Source organism: Flavobacterium sp., assembly GCF_046296355.1.
Taxonomy (GTDB): domain Bacteria; phylum Bacteroidota; class Bacteroidia; order Flavobacteriales; family Flavobacteriaceae; genus Flavobacterium.
Genome location: NZ_JBKBLM010000013.1, coordinates 49,738 through 65,138 on the forward strand (window position 1 = coordinate 49,738; position 15,401 = coordinate 65,138).

The following is a 15,401-nucleotide window of genomic DNA, read 5'->3' on the forward strand; positions in this document are numbered from 1 at the left end:
TTAGATTTAATTTTTCACTCACAAATATATTTATATTGCTCTTAAATTCTTGCAAAAAAATAAAAAGATTGTATATTTGCACTGGCAAGTCCTACACGACCAGCTCCTGCAAAATCCTCCAGGATGGGAACATAGCAAAGGTATGTGGTTGAGCGGTGCGATGTAGGTCGCTTGCCATTTTTTTCAAAAAGTATCCCGAAGTTTGTCGGGATTTTTTATTTTTATACCCTATGGTTTTAAAATGGCAAATAGTAAAGTTCAATCTCAAAGAAACCTTTGCCATCGCCTATGGAAATTACACTTTCAGAGAAGCCTTGATCGTAACCTTGCAAAGTCATGGTGAAAAAGGCTATGGCGAATGTACTTCAATAGATTATTATGACATTAATTTATCCGACTTTGAAATTATTTTAGCCAAAGTAAAAGCCCAAATTGAAAGTCAAAAAACTAAACATCCCACCGAGTTTTATACTTTCCTCTTGTCTTTGAATTTGCCGAGTTTTCTGCGTTCCGCCTTAGATTGTGCGTATTGGGATTTGTTTGGTAAACTCGAGCAGCAAAGCTTTTTAAAACTCAATCAAATCCATTACAATCAACTTCCGGAATCCTCGATTACCATTAGTGTGGATTCAGTCGAAAAGCAAATTGAGAAAATAGAACAGTCAGCTTGGTCTAAGTTTAAAGTCAAGTACAACCATTTTAGCGAAAGCGATATCAATCAATTACTTCAATTAAATAAAAACATAGCCTTAGATTCTAACGGCAGTTTTACCGCTGAAGAATGCCTTTGGCTCGAGAACAATCAGAAAGTTTCCAAATTCACTTATTTGGAACAACCGATGAAAACAGGAGCGGAGCAGTATTCTGTTTTAAATTCAAATAAATTTGCCAATTGGATGGCGGATGAAGATTGTCAAGATATTTCAGTTCTAAATGATTTAGTCCCACATTATAAAAGTATCAATATCAAACTGGTCAAATGCGGCGGATTAACGCCTGCGCTGGAGATGATTTCAAAAGCCCGCGAATTAAATTTCAAAATCATGATAGGTTGCATGACCGAATCAACAATAGGCATTTCGGCCGGAGCGGTTTTAGCACCATGGTGCGACTACGCCGATTTAGATGGCGCCAATTTAATCGCCAACGACATCGCCAAAGGAAGCCGGATTGTCAATGGAAGAATCTACTTAAGCGAAAATCACGGATTGGGAATTAAGTTGAGCTAAGTTTTTTATCTTTATCGAATCCAACAGTATATTTAATATCTAATATCTGAAATCTAATATTAAATGAGCAAAGTAGTTCTAATCACAGGTGGTTCTTCCGGAATTGGCAAAGCAATAGGCGAATTTTTATTCCACAAAGGCTTTACGGTTTACGGCACGAGTCGCAATCCAGAGAAAATCACCAATTCACTATTTCCCTTAATTGCTTTGGATGTTCGCAATACCGAAAGCATTAAACATTCAGTCGAAAAAGTGATTTCCATTTCCAAACGAATTGACGTGGTCATCAACAACGCCGGCGTTGGGATTACCGGACCATTAGAAGAAATCCCAACTAAAGAAATCAAAAATAATTTTGAAACTAATTTCTTCGGACCCATAGAAGTCATCAAAGCGGTTTTGCCGCAAATGCGCGAACAAAACTCGGGCTTAATAATCAATATCACTTCCATTGCCGGTTATATGGGATTGCCATACCGCAGCGTGTATTCGGCATCTAAAGGCGCTTTAGAGATTATAACCGAAGCCATTAGCATGGAAGTAAAATCATTTGGGATTAACGTGGTAAATGTAGCTCCGGGCGATTTTGCTACGAACATTGCCTCGGGAAGATATCACGCACCGCTAATTGCAGGTTCTGCTTATGAAACCATTTATGGCAATACACTAAAGCAAATGGACGAACACGTGGACAACGGCAGCAATCCCGACGAAATGGCGATGGCGATTTACCAAATCATCAATGATAAGAATCCGAAACTGCATTACAAAGTCGGGGCTTTTATGCAAAAGTTCTCCATAGTTTTAAAACGAATTTTACCGGATAGGGTTTATGAGAGTATATTGATGAAGCATTATAAGCTTTGAGTGGCTGAGTGGCTGAGTAACTGAGTAAAAAAACTCAGCAACTTAGTTACTCAGGCACTCAGTAACTTAAAAAATAATTGTAATTTTGCACCACGAAAACAAAAACACAACTTTTTACACATAAACATTACACTATGAAATTTTTTATTGACACAGCCAACTTAAACGAAATTAGAGAAGCACAAGGACTTGGTGTTCTTGATGGCGTAACCACTAATCCGTCGTTGATGGCTAAAGAAGGAATTACCGGAAAAAACAACATCTTAAAACACTACGTTGACATTTGCAACATTGTTGACGGTGACGTAAGTGCCGAAGTAATCGCAACCGATTATGAAGGTATGGTTAGAGAAGGCGAGGAGTTGGCAGACTTACACGAGCAAATCGTGGTTAAATTGCCAATGACCAAAGATGGTGTAAGAGCTTGTAAATATTTCTCTGATAAAGGCGTTAAAACCAATGTAACTTTGGTATTCTCAGCCGGTCAAGCTTTGTTAGCGGCAAAAGCCGGAGCGACTTATGTATCACCTTTCTTAGGAAGATTAGACGATATTTCTACCGATGGTTTGGCTTTGATCCAAGAGATTCGTGATATTTATGACAACTATGCTTTTGAAACACAAATCTTAGCGGCGTCTATTCGTCACACGATGCACGTGGTTAACTGTGCAAAAATCGGTGCCGATGTAATGACCGGACCATTATCATCTATCACAGGATTGTTAAAACACCCTTTAACTGACTTAGGTTTGGCACAATTCTTAGCCGATTACGCGAAAGGGAACCAGTAGTTAATAGTGTTCAGTGCTCAGTGTTCAGTGAGCAGTTGAACCAAAATAATAAAAAAAGCGTCTCGATAATTCGAGACGCTTTTTTTATACTGACCACTGCCAACTGACCACTACTTCAATTCTTCCTCAAAGTTCAACTCGAATATATTGGTAAACGCATTTTTAACCAATCCGTTGTCACCTAAAATAATGGTTCGGTGAATTTTGGTAATCACCCATTTGGTTTTGATGTCTTCAAAATCAGCGCAACGGTATTCTTTTATACTGTTAAACTTGTACTTGTTCAATAGCGTATTCCACTCGTCTTGAGAATCATTGATGTTGATACCCACAAACTGATAGTCTGGGTGTTTCTTTTGAAAATCTAATATTTTTTTGTGTACGGCTTCTAAATGCGAAACGGCATTGGCGGTCCAAAAGAAAATAACTGTTTTTTTATTGGTAAAACCGGAAGAACTAATCTTGTTTCCATTGCGGTCAATAAGCATTACTTCCGGTAATTGGCTTCCTGCTTTCAACAATTGTATGGCGTCACCAATTTTAGTAATCTCGTTTTTCTGACTCTTATCGGTAGATATTTTGTGGTAAGTGGCCAAAAACGATTGGTTGTTTACCATGTTTTGATCTTCCAGTAAATAGGTGAAAGCGATATTGTTGAGTATGGTGTTTTTCACCTTTTCGTTTTTAATTAACGTATCGGCGATGTTCATTTTGTTGATGTTGGTTTTCAGTGCCAAATCAACTTCCGAAAAATGATTATGGTAATTGATAGAACCCATATTGTTCAACATGTGCGACAAATACATCACAAAAGGCGAATAGTTGGAAAGTGCCACATTATTGCAATCTATATTCTTTCTGAAGTTATAATAATCGGCCGGAATTTTTTCATACACATCGTTTCCGGTTCTCATTTTGTGTACCATCGGATACAATTCTTTTCGGGAATAGTATGGGAAATCCAAAGCGGCTTTGGCATATTCATCAAATTCATCACTCCATTTGATTTCCTCTTTTTTGGCCGTATAAAACTTAGTCGCTACTTGATAAGAAGAATCAATGGCTTTGGTGAACTTGTCGATGTCGTAATCAAAAGTTTCAAAGATTTTGTTTTTGTCTTTCTCATTTTTCAAATATTGCTCCATGAGAAAGTTGTTTTTTAAATCGCCACGACCACAAAAGATAACCGAGTTGTCAAAGTCTCGTGTATTGACACGCACCATCAAACTGTCGTTTTTATCAAAATAAACATATTGGTATTCGGGTTCGTGCTTGAAGGTATATAAACCCGGCGGCAAAGAATCAAACTGTACAAAAAAGCGGTTGTCTTTGTCTAATTTAATCGAATCAATCACCTCATTGTCTTTGCAAAAAAGCACGTATTGGCTATTGGGGTTTACTATTTCCCCACCAAAATAGGCAACATAATCACTCCCTTTAAATTCGTTTTTACACGAACTCAAAAGCGTAAGTAAAGGGATTAGTAAAGCAAAAACTTTTAAATTTCTGTAGCTGTGCATTGAAAAGAAACTAGTAAACAAAAATATTCAGATGATTTGGATTTTACTGTTAAGCATTAGTTAAATAAATCGATACGCCATTGAGGGTAACGGTTGTTTTTACTGTTATAAAACTACTATAATTGGCGATGGTTAAAATTAAAAACCTCACGGTTAAGTGAGGTTTTTTCATGAATGTTTTTGGGCTATTGTTTAATAAATTGTTTGGTTATTCTGGTGCCGCCATCAATGATTTCTATGATGTAATTACCGGGTTTTAGGGAACTGACATCAACAGTATCATTTTCAATTTTGTTGTTGGCCATTACTTGTCCCAACAGATTGTAAATTCTGAAAGTAGCCGGATTTTCTAGATTGGCAATATTCAATACTTCACCCGTAACCGGATTTGGGTATATTTTTATAGCCGGTTTGCTAACGATGGTTTCCTCTTCAAATCTTGCGGTCGCTGTAATAATTACGGTGTAATCTTCTACTTCTCCATAGCTGAATATTTCACAAGGTGTCGGTGATGCATTGTATTTCATCGAAACTCTCATACGGGTTGCGCCTTGAAGTGCTGTTGAAGGAACAGTTATGGTTCCGGTGATTAAGTTTGAACTCGTTTTAAGCTGATTGACCACTTGCTCACCGGCATCTGTAAAATCATTATCCTGATTAAAATCAATCCAAACATTAAAAGCTTCCGTGTAATAAGAATTTGTTTTAATGGGCGTAATGGTAATATTATTGTTGGAATTCAGGGCCAAATTGGTGGATAAACCGGTAAAATTTCCATACCCGTTATTGTTACCCGAAAGATTATTAATAGTGCCCATTTGCACTCGGTTTATATATTCTTTGGCACTACTATTTCCTTTTGAGGTACAATAAGAAGTCACATTAGATAGCGTTGTGATACTAACCGAATTACTTGAAGTTGCATTTCCAACGGCATCTTTTGCTCTAACATAATAGTTGTATGTTGTTGCTGGATTTAGTCCGTTTGCGGTATAAGTTATGGCCGTTGTAGAAGCCATGTATTGACCGTTTTTATAAATATCATAACCCGTAACACCAATATTATCAGTAGCGGCTGTCCAATAAAGATTGGTCGATGTTGCTGTTGTTCCCGAAGCAGTAAGTGTAGTCGATGTTGGCGCAATGATGTCAGCTGACGACAATGTAACGACGTTTACGGTATTGCTTGCAGCAGATCTATTTCCGGCAGCATCTTTGGCAATTACATAAAAGCTGTAATTTGTTGCCGATGCTAAACCGCTAATAGTATAGACTGTATTGGTTGTAGAAGCTTTGTAAACTCCATTTTGATAAAGATCATAACCGGTTACACCCACATTATCTGAAGCCGACCAAGTAAGATTGGTTGATGAAACCGTAGTTCCTGAAGCTGAAAGTGTCGCCATAATCGGTAAAGTAATATCCGCGACGGTAATTCCGCTTGCAATGGTAAAATTAGCATTGGATACATCAAAGAAAATATGGTTGCTTCCTTTAATCATAATCCTATTTGTACTTCCCGCGGTATTCGGAATCACCGCATTTTGTGTTCCATCGTTTGGCGTTGCAGACAAGAGGGTAACGGGAAAAGTTTGTCCTCCGTCAGTCGATAATAAGATATCCACATTGGCACAATTTACGCCGTTAGCGGTAGTTCCTGCCACGTTCCATGTGATGGTTTGTGTGCTTCCTCCGGAATAAGTTACCGCTGTATTGGGTGAGTTCACGGTAAATGGTCCGGCAGTTCCGTTTACCGTAACGATAACATCATCACTATTGTTTGATGGTCCGCCGGCTTTGTTGTCGCGAACCGTCAAGCGGAAGTTTAATGTTCGGGATACATTGGGCAATACTTCCCACGGAATTTCTGTTCCTGCTGTAGTTGTTGATCCACTTAAAATAGTAGCCATTCTTGGAAAATATCTCGTTGGTGAAGTGGTGGGAACATAAGACCTGAAAATCGGGCCGGACGTAGCAGTTGCACTTGGTACAGCGGTAATCGAAGTGCCTAAATCCATTTCTTCCCAATTGTAAGTCAGCATATCATTGTTTGCATCTGAAGCAACACCGTTAAGCACAAATGGCGTTCCTTTTGGAATGGTATAATCTAATCCTGCATTCACCACAGGTACACTATTTCCGGTTGCGGTTAAAATGTAAGCCACTTTGTTTTTTACATTATTGGTCACTTGCTGAATGCTTATCGCATGAAAATAAGGATCAGAATGGCGCTGCACGTCTTTGGTTGTGATGCCGGCATAACTCATGATAGTTGAGCCGCTTCCGGGTTCCATTTGCGCACCGGTTCCTGATTCGGTTACGTGGGAATACGTATGATTAGCACCCAATTGGTGACCCATTTCATGCGCCACATAATCAATGTCAAAGTTGTCGCCCGCAGGAATTCCGCTTGATGGCGAAGTGTAACCTCTTCCTTTGGAACCACTCACGCAAATACAACCGATGCAACCTGCATTTCCGCCGCCACCGCTTCCACCCAGTAAATGGCCGATATCATAATTGGTTTCTCCGATAACCGAAGTCAAAGTCGATTGCAATTGTGTATTCCAACTCGACATACTGGTATAATTAGCATAAGGGTCAGTTGTAGCGTTAGTAAAAATCACATTGTCATTGTTAGCTATAAGCACTAAGCGCAAACCAAAATCTGTTTCAAAAATACCGTTAACCCTTGTCAAAGTGTTGTTCATTCCGGCCAATGCCAATGCTTTGGTTCCGCCAAAATAAGCGGCATATTCTCCGGTACATGATAACGCCAGCCTGAAAGTTCTCAACTTAGCATCATCGGCATTAGGTCTTGCCACTAGGTCTAAATCTGCAATATCGCTTGCAGCTTTGTCAATAATTTTGCATTCCATTCGGCTCAATGAATTGGTGTAATCTGATTTTTGGTAAACCGTATACGTAGTTAAATCGGTGGTCAAAGGTTCTATAAATACCGTTGCTTTTCCTGGATGCAAGGTCATCGATTTGAATCCCAAAGGCGAAAGACTGAAATACACTCGAACACTCGGGTTTTCAACACCAATAGCGACATAGGATTTGATTTCAGGATAATTGGCGGCTAATTCCTCGCTCATAACCGAATTCTCATACACGCTGAAGTTTTCAAAAACGCCTTCTGCATTGGGTAGTGAAATTAATGTCCCGGAGTTACTTGCATTTGTAGTTCTTTTTGGGGAAGTGAACAAGATGTCTTGTAATGCCGTTAAGTTTAAATCATAAAGTTTTTTTTCGGGTAGGCTAGTGTTGTTGGACTTTCGGTTTAGGTCTGTTCCCATATTTACTTTCCATATTGTTTTGCTTTTTTGTGCTAAAGCAATGCAACTGAATGCCAATAAGATAATAGAGAGCCATCTTTTCATAATTACCATTTTTTAGTTTGTTAATGTTTAGGGCGAATGCGTTAATGTATTTGTAAAAATCGTCGAAGAGCATCTTTTAACTTTATAGTTAGATAAAAGACTACATAATAATTTTTGGCAAATAAAAGCTACAGGCAGTTTTTTGAATAAAAACTACAGTGTTGGTTTGGTAAACAATTCGGTAAAAGGCGTGGAAAAATGATTTGGGTAATCTTACGGTGGCGAAAGTAGCATATGCATTCAAACAGACCCTATGTTTTAGGGATTATTTTTCAACAAAGCGTGTTAAATTTTTTCCAGCTTTTCAGTTACAACCCTTTCATAATCAAAAGTTAAAAAGGCAAACCCAATGGTGGCTTGGGTTTCAAAAGTGTGGTATAGGAAAAGTAATATTAACTTATAAACAGTCAAATTATTCGTTTAAATGCACACTTTTAAAAAAGATGTAGTGCATTTAGTACGCTTTGAAAACTTACTGCTCTTTTCTATAATTTATTTAATCCTGCCGAGTTTTTGAAACTAACTCACTTGTAAAAACTGACCACTAAATAACCGAACACTGAACACTATTCACTACTTTTGCACCAAATTTATAAAACTACAATATGCTTACAGTTTCTAATTTATCGGTTCAATTTGGTAAAAGAATTTTATTCGACGAAGTAAATACCACGTTCACCCAAGGCAATTGCTACGGTGTGATTGGTGCCAATGGTGCCGGAAAATCTACTTTCCTTAAAATTTTAGCCGGCGATATCGACCCAACTTCAGGAAGAGTATTCTTGGAGCCGGGCAAACGTATGTCGGTGTTGAACCAAAACCACAACATGTTCGATGAGCATACTGTATTGGAAACCGTAATGATGGGGAACAAAGTATTGTTTGCCGTAAAATCAGAAATGGATGCTTTGTACGCCGATTATGATGATAAAAATGCCGATAGAATAGGCGAGTTGCAAGTGCAGTTTGAAGAAATGAACGGTTGGAACGCCGAATCCGATGCGGGTGCGATGTTGTCTAACTTAGGCATTACGGCCGACCAACATTATACGCTAATGGGCGAGATGGAAGGGAAGATGAAAGTACGTGTCTTGTTAGCCCAAGCGCTTTTCGGAAACCCGGATGTGTTGGTAATGGATGAGCCTACGAACGACTTGGATTTTGAAACCATCACTTGGTTAGAGAATTTCTTAGCCAATTATGAAAATACGGTAATTGTGGTATCTCACGACCGTCACTTTTTGGATTCGGTTTGTACACACATTTCGGATATCGATTTTTCTAAGATCAATCATTACTCCGGAAACTATACTTTTTGGTATGAGTCGAGCCAGTTAGCGGCACGCCAAAAAGCCCAACAAAACAAAAAAGCGGAAGAGAAGAAAGCCGAGTTGGAAGAATTCATCCGTCGTTTTAGTGCGAATGTGGCGAAGTCTAAGCAAGCGACTTCCCGTAAAAAGATGATTGAAAAATTAAACTTGGACGAAATCAGACCGTCAAGTAGAAGATATCCTGCCATTATTTTTGATGTAGAAAGAGAAGCCGGAGACCAAATCCTGCACGTGCAAAACCTAGCCGCTTCTGTAGATGGTGAAGTATTGTTTAAGAACGTCGATTTGAACATGGCGAAAGGCGATAAAGTGGTGATTTTCTCGAAAGATTCGCGTGCTACGACCGCTTTCTACGAAATTTTAAACGGTAACCAAAAAGCCGATGCCGGAACCTACGATTGGGGAATTACCACCAATCAATCGTATTTACCGAATGACAACAGCCAATTCTTTACCGATGGCAGTTTGAACTTGGTAGATTGGTTACGCCAGTTCGTAAAAACCGAAGAAGAGCGTGACGAAGTATACGTTCGTGGGTTCTTAGGGAAAATGATTTTCTCAGGAGAAGAAGCTTTAAAGAAATGTACGGTATTATCAGGAGGCGAAAAAGTACGTTGTATGTTATCGCGCATGATGATGATTCGTGCCAATGTATTGATGCTTGACGAACCCACGAATCACTTAGATTTGGAATCGATCACGGCGTTTAACAACTCGTTGAAAAACTTTAAAGGCTCGGTATTGTTTACCACGCATGACCACGAGTTTGCGCAAACCGTTGCTAACCGAGTTTTAGAAATCACGCCAAATGGAGTAATTGATAGGTATATGACTTTTGATGAGTACTTGGATGATGAGAAGGTAAAAGAGTTGAGAAAGAAGATGTATAATTAATATGGAAAAACCGCCTAAGTGATTGGGCGGTTTTAAAGTTGAGACCTAAGTAAACTGTTATTAGCAGAAGTTTTTTTAGTATTGTACGTTTAGATTTTTACCAAAATTCGAATATTCTTTTACCTTCCCATTTTTAAAAGTAACTGAGCTACTTTCATAATACCAAATTTCTTCATTAAGAGCCTCAATTGTCATTGTTGAAGTTGGGTTTCCTTGCACATTTAGAACAGTATTTTTATTTGAGCCAATGGAGAAGGAAGATTCATTACTATAACCTATTTTTTCATGAGAACTATTATCAGAGTATTTAACATTTAGATTATCTCCAAAATTTGAATATTCTTTTACCTTTCCATTTTTAAAAGTAACTGAGCTACTTTCATAATACCAAATTTCTTCATTAAGAGCCTCAATTGTCATTGTTGAAGTTGGGTTTCCTTGTATACTTAATACTACTTCTTTATTTGAACCTATTGTAAAACTTTCTTGCGAGTTGATTTCATATGTAGTTGTTTGCTCTTCATAAGAATTGTTATTTTGTTCTTGTTCATGAACTGGCTCGTTTACAGCTTCTGTATTTGTACTTTGTCCATTTACACTCTCTAAGCCTTGTTCATCGGTTTCATTTTTCTTATTCATATAAACAATAAAAACTATTATAATTATTATTGCAACTATTAAAAACTTACTAATATTTACACTTTTTGATGCCAACTCTTCTCGACTATCTTTTGACCTTTGTTGACGGAAACTTGACTCATTCGTACTTTGCGATTTTGTTTCCGTCGAAGTATTTTCAAAATTATTAGTTTGTTTTGATGTTAGGTAATCATCCAACGATCTTTTCTTGTTTGTATCCTTTAAATATTCATATGACTCTTGGATATCTTTAAACCTTTCCTCAAAGAATTTATCACCATCATTCACGTCTGGATGAAATTTTTTGGATAATTTCTTATATGCAGTTTTTATTTCTTCTAACGAAGAAAAATCTTTTACACCTAAAGTTTTATAATGATTTGTCATAGTTGTAAAAAAAAATGTTAGTTACGTGTCTATACCTCAGTTGCGATTCGGACGAACTGATTATGTCAGCTAAGATAAATTTTTTGCGTTAAAAAAGAGTTGAATTTAAGAAATTCTAGCTATAGTTGATAGCTGCTTTTGGCGGTAGTGCTTAAATTGAAATTTGTACCTTTTTAACTTTTACTTGTTTTATAGATTCACATTCTACAATTTTTTGATCAAAAAGGACAATGTTATTACCAACTGTATGTAATGAACTTCTAAATTTTATTCCTTGGACACCGGTGTAGACTTTTATGAATTCACATATAAATTGAGTAGGGATATAGTCCAATTCTAGGTCATATCTTCGCATTGGTTTTGATAAATCTAGACTAATTTTTTGTTTTAAAAGAGAAGACTTTATTTTATCAGTGACTTTTGAAGGATGAAAAATTGTTGGAGATTCAGTAAAGTCAGATACATATATAAGTTGTTCTAAATTATCTTGAAGAGTAAAAGTACCAATAGATATCTCATCTAAATATGATGCTCTAATTTCATAAAGAATTGTTTCTTCATTATCGCTAAGATATAAATATGGAATTCCAGTAGGATTTGCACGACCAGCTGTAGAAATATGTTGTGGGGGACAAAACATTTCATCTGATGTATAAGCATTTTCATTACTTTTATGATGCAACCTTGCACGAAATAGTTTTGTGTCTTTTGTAAGTGGAATTTGGTTGCTAAAAAAACCGTCCCAACCAAGTTCTTCAGTCAAATAATTGATATCGGTTAAATATCTTCTTTCCCAGATCAATTGATTCTTTAATTTGTCCCAATAGTTAACATTTTCAAGTATTTCGTCACTAAAATCAACTAATTCATCAGCACTTAAGATATTTGTATCAATTATATTAACTATAAAATTCAATATTTTGTAATTGACATCTAAAGATGAAAATAAATTCCAATTACTCTGAATTTTTGATTTTAAAGTTTGTCCATTTGGTTTACTTTGAAAATTGTCTAAAAGTTCTTTAAAAAAATCATAGAGTTCTGATATATCAATTATTGAAATATCCTCAGAATCACAAAAGTCACATTTACCAGTCGAGTCTTGAGAATTTATATAGGCTTTCAATTCTCTATCACCGAAACAATTTAAACAAACATTAGCCATTTTGAGTATTTAAAAAATTCATAACAATACTCAAATGATTTTTTATGGATAACTTTTTTACAATACCAAGACCTGGATATCTTCCCTCGTAATAATAATTGCGTAATTCCGCTATAGCTGAATTATCAAAATTATTTTGATTACAAAATGTAACAGCCTTTTCTGCAGCTTCTGCAAATTTCCCTTGGACGTTGGCTATTGAATCGTTTGTATTAGATGTAAAATGCCTAATCCAAATCTCATTGTTTTCATTCTGATTCAAATATGATAAGTGAATGACAACTGCTCGCGGAGTGCTACCACCATCTATAAATTCACTTGGAAGTATACTAAAATCAGAAAACCCTTGAAAGTTTTCCTCTCGATAGTATAGATGTTCTTCTGATAATTTGTGAGCAGAAATATCTAGAAAGTCAGCATTTTTTAGCTGTTTTTCAAAAACATCATCTAGTCTTATATAATTTTTACCTAACGATTTTAGAAATCGATCTAGAGTTCGATATTTATTTGGCTCTAGTAGTGTTATGTGTGTAACAAAATCTTGACGACAAAGATCTCTAAAATTTTCATCATCTGAGAAATTCTCATAACAAATTAACATACAACTTTGTATATCATATTCAATTACACACTGATTTATGAAGTCAGAATTTTGTTTGTAGTGGAATGCAGGTAAAAAATGTGAATTATCCAAAGAAAATAAATAATCAAGTACAAAATTATTGTCACCAGAAAACTCTCCAACAATTGGATTTACAATTAAATATGGTCTATATCCTTTTTCAGAAAAGGTTCGATGTGCTAAACTTAAATTATTAAAACTGTCTTTGACAGGCTCTAAAATAGCTGTTACATTAGCATCAATAACCCCATCAGTTAAGAGCTCTCGTAATGAAATCAACTCAAATTGTCTTGCTCTTAAATAAGGATAATACATGTTAGTAAACTATTGTTGAATTCAAATTTATAAATAATTTTTCTTTTTGTTTGTCTGTCAAATTCAATGACAAGCAAATTTGATTAAATTCCTTGTAATTAGATGAAAACCTATTGAAAATTTTTCTTTGCTTCATTGTTTCAATAAATAATTTACTAAGTTCTTCCTGAGGAATCTCTTCAATTAATTTTTTGCAAACATTAAACTGTTCAAAATCATTACAGATTGGAATTTCTCCATAATATTCTTTTACTATGTTACGATATTCTTTAGTATGAAGAATTTTCATAATAGAATCTGTGTCAATAGAGTGATTTTTTATGGCTTTTCGAACTAATAAAAATTCTTTTTTTTCTTGATTGTATGCAATTAGACCAATACTTTCATGATAATTTTTATAAGTTTCAATCTTAGAATTAGGAATGATTAAATAAATCTCGTTAAAAATTTTTTTATATTCTTCGAGTTGAGAATTTAACCGAGACTCTTTATCTAAAAGTGTCTTAATTTCAAAAACACGAGAGCATCCATTAAACATAACCAAATCTGCAACAGCTTTTCCAAGTCTAAATTCGTTGAAGATAATTGATTTTTCTGAGCCCAATTCTTTAATCAGCCACTGATTTAAAAATTCATTTTTATAAACATATTCATTTGCATAAAATTTTTGCAAAACTTTGTAAACGCTTTTTAAATATTTGAGATAAGTTGTTTTAGCAATTTTATCGTCGTAACGTCTAATTTTCAAATTTACACTATCAAAATCATTATCAATCCAACGATTTACTTCAGATCTAGAAAATAGACATGAATAATCGCGTAGCTGGTTAATATTATAAGCTTTTTTCAAGTAAAAAAGTTTTTTGTAAAATTAGAAAAAAAAATTTTGCTAAGCAATGATTTCAGCATTACCGCTTACGTTTCTTGGCTTTGCGTCTATTGTGATGCCAATAAGCTGCTTACTTTTTGCTAAGATAAATTATTTTCGTAAAGAAGAAAGCGTAATTTAAGAAAAACCAGCGATAGCGACTAATAGATGCTTAAGACAGATTTGATTTATGAAACTATGTAATGTTGTACATTTCCAGTTGAACCACTATATGGCTGAAAAAGCCCTAAAGTTAGTTTTGTGAAAGTTCCTGCTTTAATTTCAGCAATTAGTTCTTTCTCAAATTGAATGAAATTGTCTTTAACTCTTCTGACATCCTTGTCTAAATATTTTACAAGTGGATAATCATCTCCAATTTTATATTCTTTTATCTTTTTTAATATTAATTTTTTAAATGTCGCAATATCATTTATTGGTAAATCTAATTTTGAATCGATATCTAAATCAATTAAATATATGTTTTTCAAAATATGTTCAACAATATTTAAAACTATGATTAATTGATCTTTATTAGGAACTTTCATTTCATGTATCGAATCATTACCTAGAAAACGAATTGAATGAAGTCTTTCAGATTCTTTTTTTGTAATTAAGCCCTCTCTTGCTAAATTGTTTATCTTCAATTCAAGATTTCTACCTTTAATATCCTTATCTATGCATATTGCTTCAATGACAGCTCTAAAACCAGCTCCAGCTAATAATTTGCAATCAGCTTTTAATGCATCTATTGATTCTTTATAAACAACTTCAATTGCGTCAGGAAGCCTCCAATAATTTTCGATATGTTTATGGTTTCTTAAATATGGAGGATAAAGTGTTGTTGATATTGGATGCTCCCATTCTCCATATTCTGTCGGAAAAGCTTGCTCATAGTCATGAAAATCTTCTCTAAAAGAAATTAATCCACAACCTAAACATCTGACAGTTGAATATTCTGTTGCATAGTGATAATCATCGCTGTCATTATTTATCTTTTCCTTAAACAAAACTCTATGGTCATTGTCATTGCAACAAGATCGGCAATAACTTTTCATATATTCTTTAGATGGAGCACTCATTGAATTAGAGGATTTTCTTAAAATTTATTGTTAAGTCATTTAATGTAGCTAAAAAAGAACCTCATATTTTTAGCACTTCCCCAAATATAAATAATCCCCACCAATCCCTTTCATTTCTTGTAAAATAAATCCGCTTATCGGGTTTTTTGGGGTTTTGGTCGGTTGTGAGGAGTTGGAAGGAAGGAGTTTGGAGTAGGGAGTTTTACACCTGACAGGTTTTAGAAACCTGTCAGGTGTTGCTTAACAAGGCATTCCGCTGAGTTGATAAGGCTTTCCGCCGGCGGAAACAGTCAAGAAGGTGGCGGAAA

12 protein-coding genes and 1 other RNA gene are annotated in these 15,401 nt (G+C 35.4%); 5 read left to right on the top strand and 8 right to left on the bottom strand.

The window, feature by feature from the left end; translation table 11 throughout:
• Window positions 1-82: 82 nt before the first annotated feature.
• The 4 genes from ffs to fsa all read left to right on the top strand — a co-directional run bounded on the left by ffs (window position 83) and on the right by fsa (window position 2,887).
• Window positions 83-180: signal recognition particle sRNA small type (ffs, locus tag ACK4HO_RS07220), an RNA gene on the top strand.
• A 50-nt stretch (window positions 181-230) separates the two neighbouring features.
• A complete protein-coding gene (locus tag ACK4HO_RS07225) occupies window positions 231-1,229 on the top strand; it encodes an enolase C-terminal domain-like protein (protein WP_409664412.1) in 999 nt (332 codons plus the stop codon).
• Between the two features lie 63 nt (window positions 1,230-1,292).
• A complete protein-coding gene (locus ACK4HO_RS07230; protein WP_409664414.1) occupies window positions 1,293-2,096 on the top strand; it encodes an SDR family oxidoreductase in 804 nt (267 codons plus the stop codon).
• Window positions 2,097-2,230: 134 nt separating this feature from the next.
• Window positions 2,231-2,887 carry a fructose-6-phosphate aldolase gene (fsa, locus tag ACK4HO_RS07235; protein WP_409664416.1) on the top strand — a complete coding sequence of 219 codons (657 nt, stop codon included), beginning with the start codon at window positions 2,231-2,233 and terminating at the stop codon, window positions 2,885-2,887.
• A 110-nt stretch (window positions 2,888-2,997) separates the two neighbouring features.
• Here the strand turns inward: fsa and ACK4HO_RS07240 are convergent, their stop codons facing one another.
• From ACK4HO_RS07240 to ACK4HO_RS07250, 3 genes are read right to left on the bottom strand one after another with little or no spacing between them, the layout of a single operon-like run.
• Complete coding sequence (locus ACK4HO_RS07240) at window positions 2,998-4,407, bottom strand: TlpA family protein disulfide reductase (protein WP_409664418.1); 1,410 nt, start codon at window positions 4,405-4,407, stop codon at window positions 2,998-3,000.
• A 49-nt stretch (window positions 4,408-4,456) separates the two neighbouring features.
• Window positions 4,457-4,579 carry a hypothetical protein gene (locus ACK4HO_RS07245; RefSeq protein ID WP_409664419.1) on the bottom strand — a complete coding sequence of 41 codons (123 nt, stop codon included), beginning with the start codon at window positions 4,577-4,579 and terminating at the stop codon, window positions 4,457-4,459.
• Window positions 4,580-4,592: 13 nt separating this feature from the next.
• Window positions 4,593-7,793 carry a reprolysin-like metallopeptidase gene (locus ACK4HO_RS07250; RefSeq protein ID WP_409664421.1) on the bottom strand — a complete coding sequence of 1,067 codons (3,201 nt, stop codon included), beginning with the start codon at window positions 7,791-7,793 and terminating at the stop codon, window positions 4,593-4,595.
• A 605-nt stretch (window positions 7,794-8,398) separates the two neighbouring features.
• Here ACK4HO_RS07250 and ACK4HO_RS07255 point away from each other — a divergent pair.
• Window positions 8,399-10,018, top strand: coding sequence for an ABC-F family ATP-binding cassette domain-containing protein (locus ACK4HO_RS07255; protein WP_409664423.1), 1,620 nt, complete (start codon window positions 8,399-8,401; stop codon window positions 10,016-10,018).
• 75 nt (window positions 10,019-10,093) lie between these two features.
• On the opposite strand, the gene ACK4HO_RS07260 is transcribed toward ACK4HO_RS07255, so the two are convergent.
• The 5 genes from ACK4HO_RS07260 to ACK4HO_RS07280 form a co-directional block, all read right to left on the bottom strand.
• The gene (locus ACK4HO_RS07260; RefSeq protein ID WP_409664425.1) at window positions 10,094-11,044 is read right to left on the bottom strand and encodes a J domain-containing protein; all 951 of its coding nucleotides are present in this window, start codon (window positions 11,042-11,044) and stop codon (window positions 10,094-10,096) included.
• A gap of 151 nt (window positions 11,045-11,195) precedes the next feature.
• Window positions 11,196-12,209 (bottom strand): RES domain-containing protein, encoded by a 1,014-nt coding sequence (locus ACK4HO_RS07265; RefSeq protein ID WP_409664427.1) that lies wholly within the window; start codon window positions 12,207-12,209, stop codon window positions 11,196-11,198.
• Window positions 12,202-13,146, bottom strand: coding sequence for a sce7725 family protein (locus tag ACK4HO_RS07270; protein ID WP_409664429.1), 945 nt, complete (start codon window positions 13,144-13,146; stop codon window positions 12,202-12,204). Before ACK4HO_RS07270 ends, ACK4HO_RS07265 begins: the two co-directional genes overlap by 8 nt.
• A gap of 1 nt (window position 13,147) precedes the next feature.
• Window positions 13,148-13,996, bottom strand: coding sequence for a sce7726 family protein (locus ACK4HO_RS07275; RefSeq protein ID WP_409664430.1), 849 nt, complete (start codon window positions 13,994-13,996; stop codon window positions 13,148-13,150).
• 206 nt (window positions 13,997-14,202) lie between these two features.
• Window positions 14,203-15,093, bottom strand: coding sequence for a DUF4145 domain-containing protein (locus ACK4HO_RS07280; RefSeq protein ID WP_409664432.1), 891 nt, complete (start codon window positions 15,091-15,093; stop codon window positions 14,203-14,205).
• Window positions 15,094-15,401 lie beyond the last annotated feature (308 nt).

Excerpts from the sequence above, each read along its gene's own strand:
- ACK4HO_RS07225 (WP_409664412.1), top strand. The coding sequence starts at position 231 with ATGGTTTTAAAATGGCAAATAGTAAAGTTCAATCTCAAAGAAACCTTT.
- ACK4HO_RS07230 (WP_409664414.1), top strand. The coding sequence starts at position 1,293 with ATGAGCAAAGTAGTTCTAATCACAGGTGGTTCTTCCGGAATTGGCAAA.
- fsa (WP_409664416.1), top strand. The coding sequence starts at position 2,231 with ATGAAATTTTTTATTGACACAGCCAACTTAAACGAAATTAGAGAAGCA.
- ACK4HO_RS07240 (WP_409664418.1), bottom strand. The coding sequence starts at position 4,407 with ATGCACAGCTACAGAAATTTAAAAGTTTTTGCTTTACTAATCCCTTTA.
- ACK4HO_RS07245 (WP_409664419.1), bottom strand. The coding sequence starts at position 4,579 with ATGAAAAAACCTCACTTAACCGTGAGGTTTTTAATTTTAACCATCGCC.
- ACK4HO_RS07250 (WP_409664421.1), bottom strand. The coding sequence starts at position 7,793 with ATGAAAAGATGGCTCTCTATTATCTTATTGGCATTCAGTTGCATTGCT.
- ACK4HO_RS07255 (WP_409664423.1), top strand. The coding sequence starts at position 8,399 with ATGCTTACAGTTTCTAATTTATCGGTTCAATTTGGTAAAAGAATTTTA.
- ACK4HO_RS07260 (WP_409664425.1), bottom strand. The coding sequence starts at position 11,044 with ATGACAAATCATTATAAAACTTTAGGTGTAAAAGATTTTTCTTCGTTA.
- ACK4HO_RS07265 (WP_409664427.1), bottom strand. The coding sequence starts at position 12,209 with ATGGCTAATGTTTGTTTAAATTGTTTCGGTGATAGAGAATTGAAAGCC.
- ACK4HO_RS07270 (WP_409664429.1), bottom strand. The coding sequence starts at position 13,146 with ATGTATTATCCTTATTTAAGAGCAAGACAATTTGAGTTGATTTCATTA.
- ACK4HO_RS07280 (WP_409664432.1), bottom strand. The coding sequence starts at position 15,093 with ATGAGTGCTCCATCTAAAGAATATATGAAAAGTTATTGCCGATCTTGT.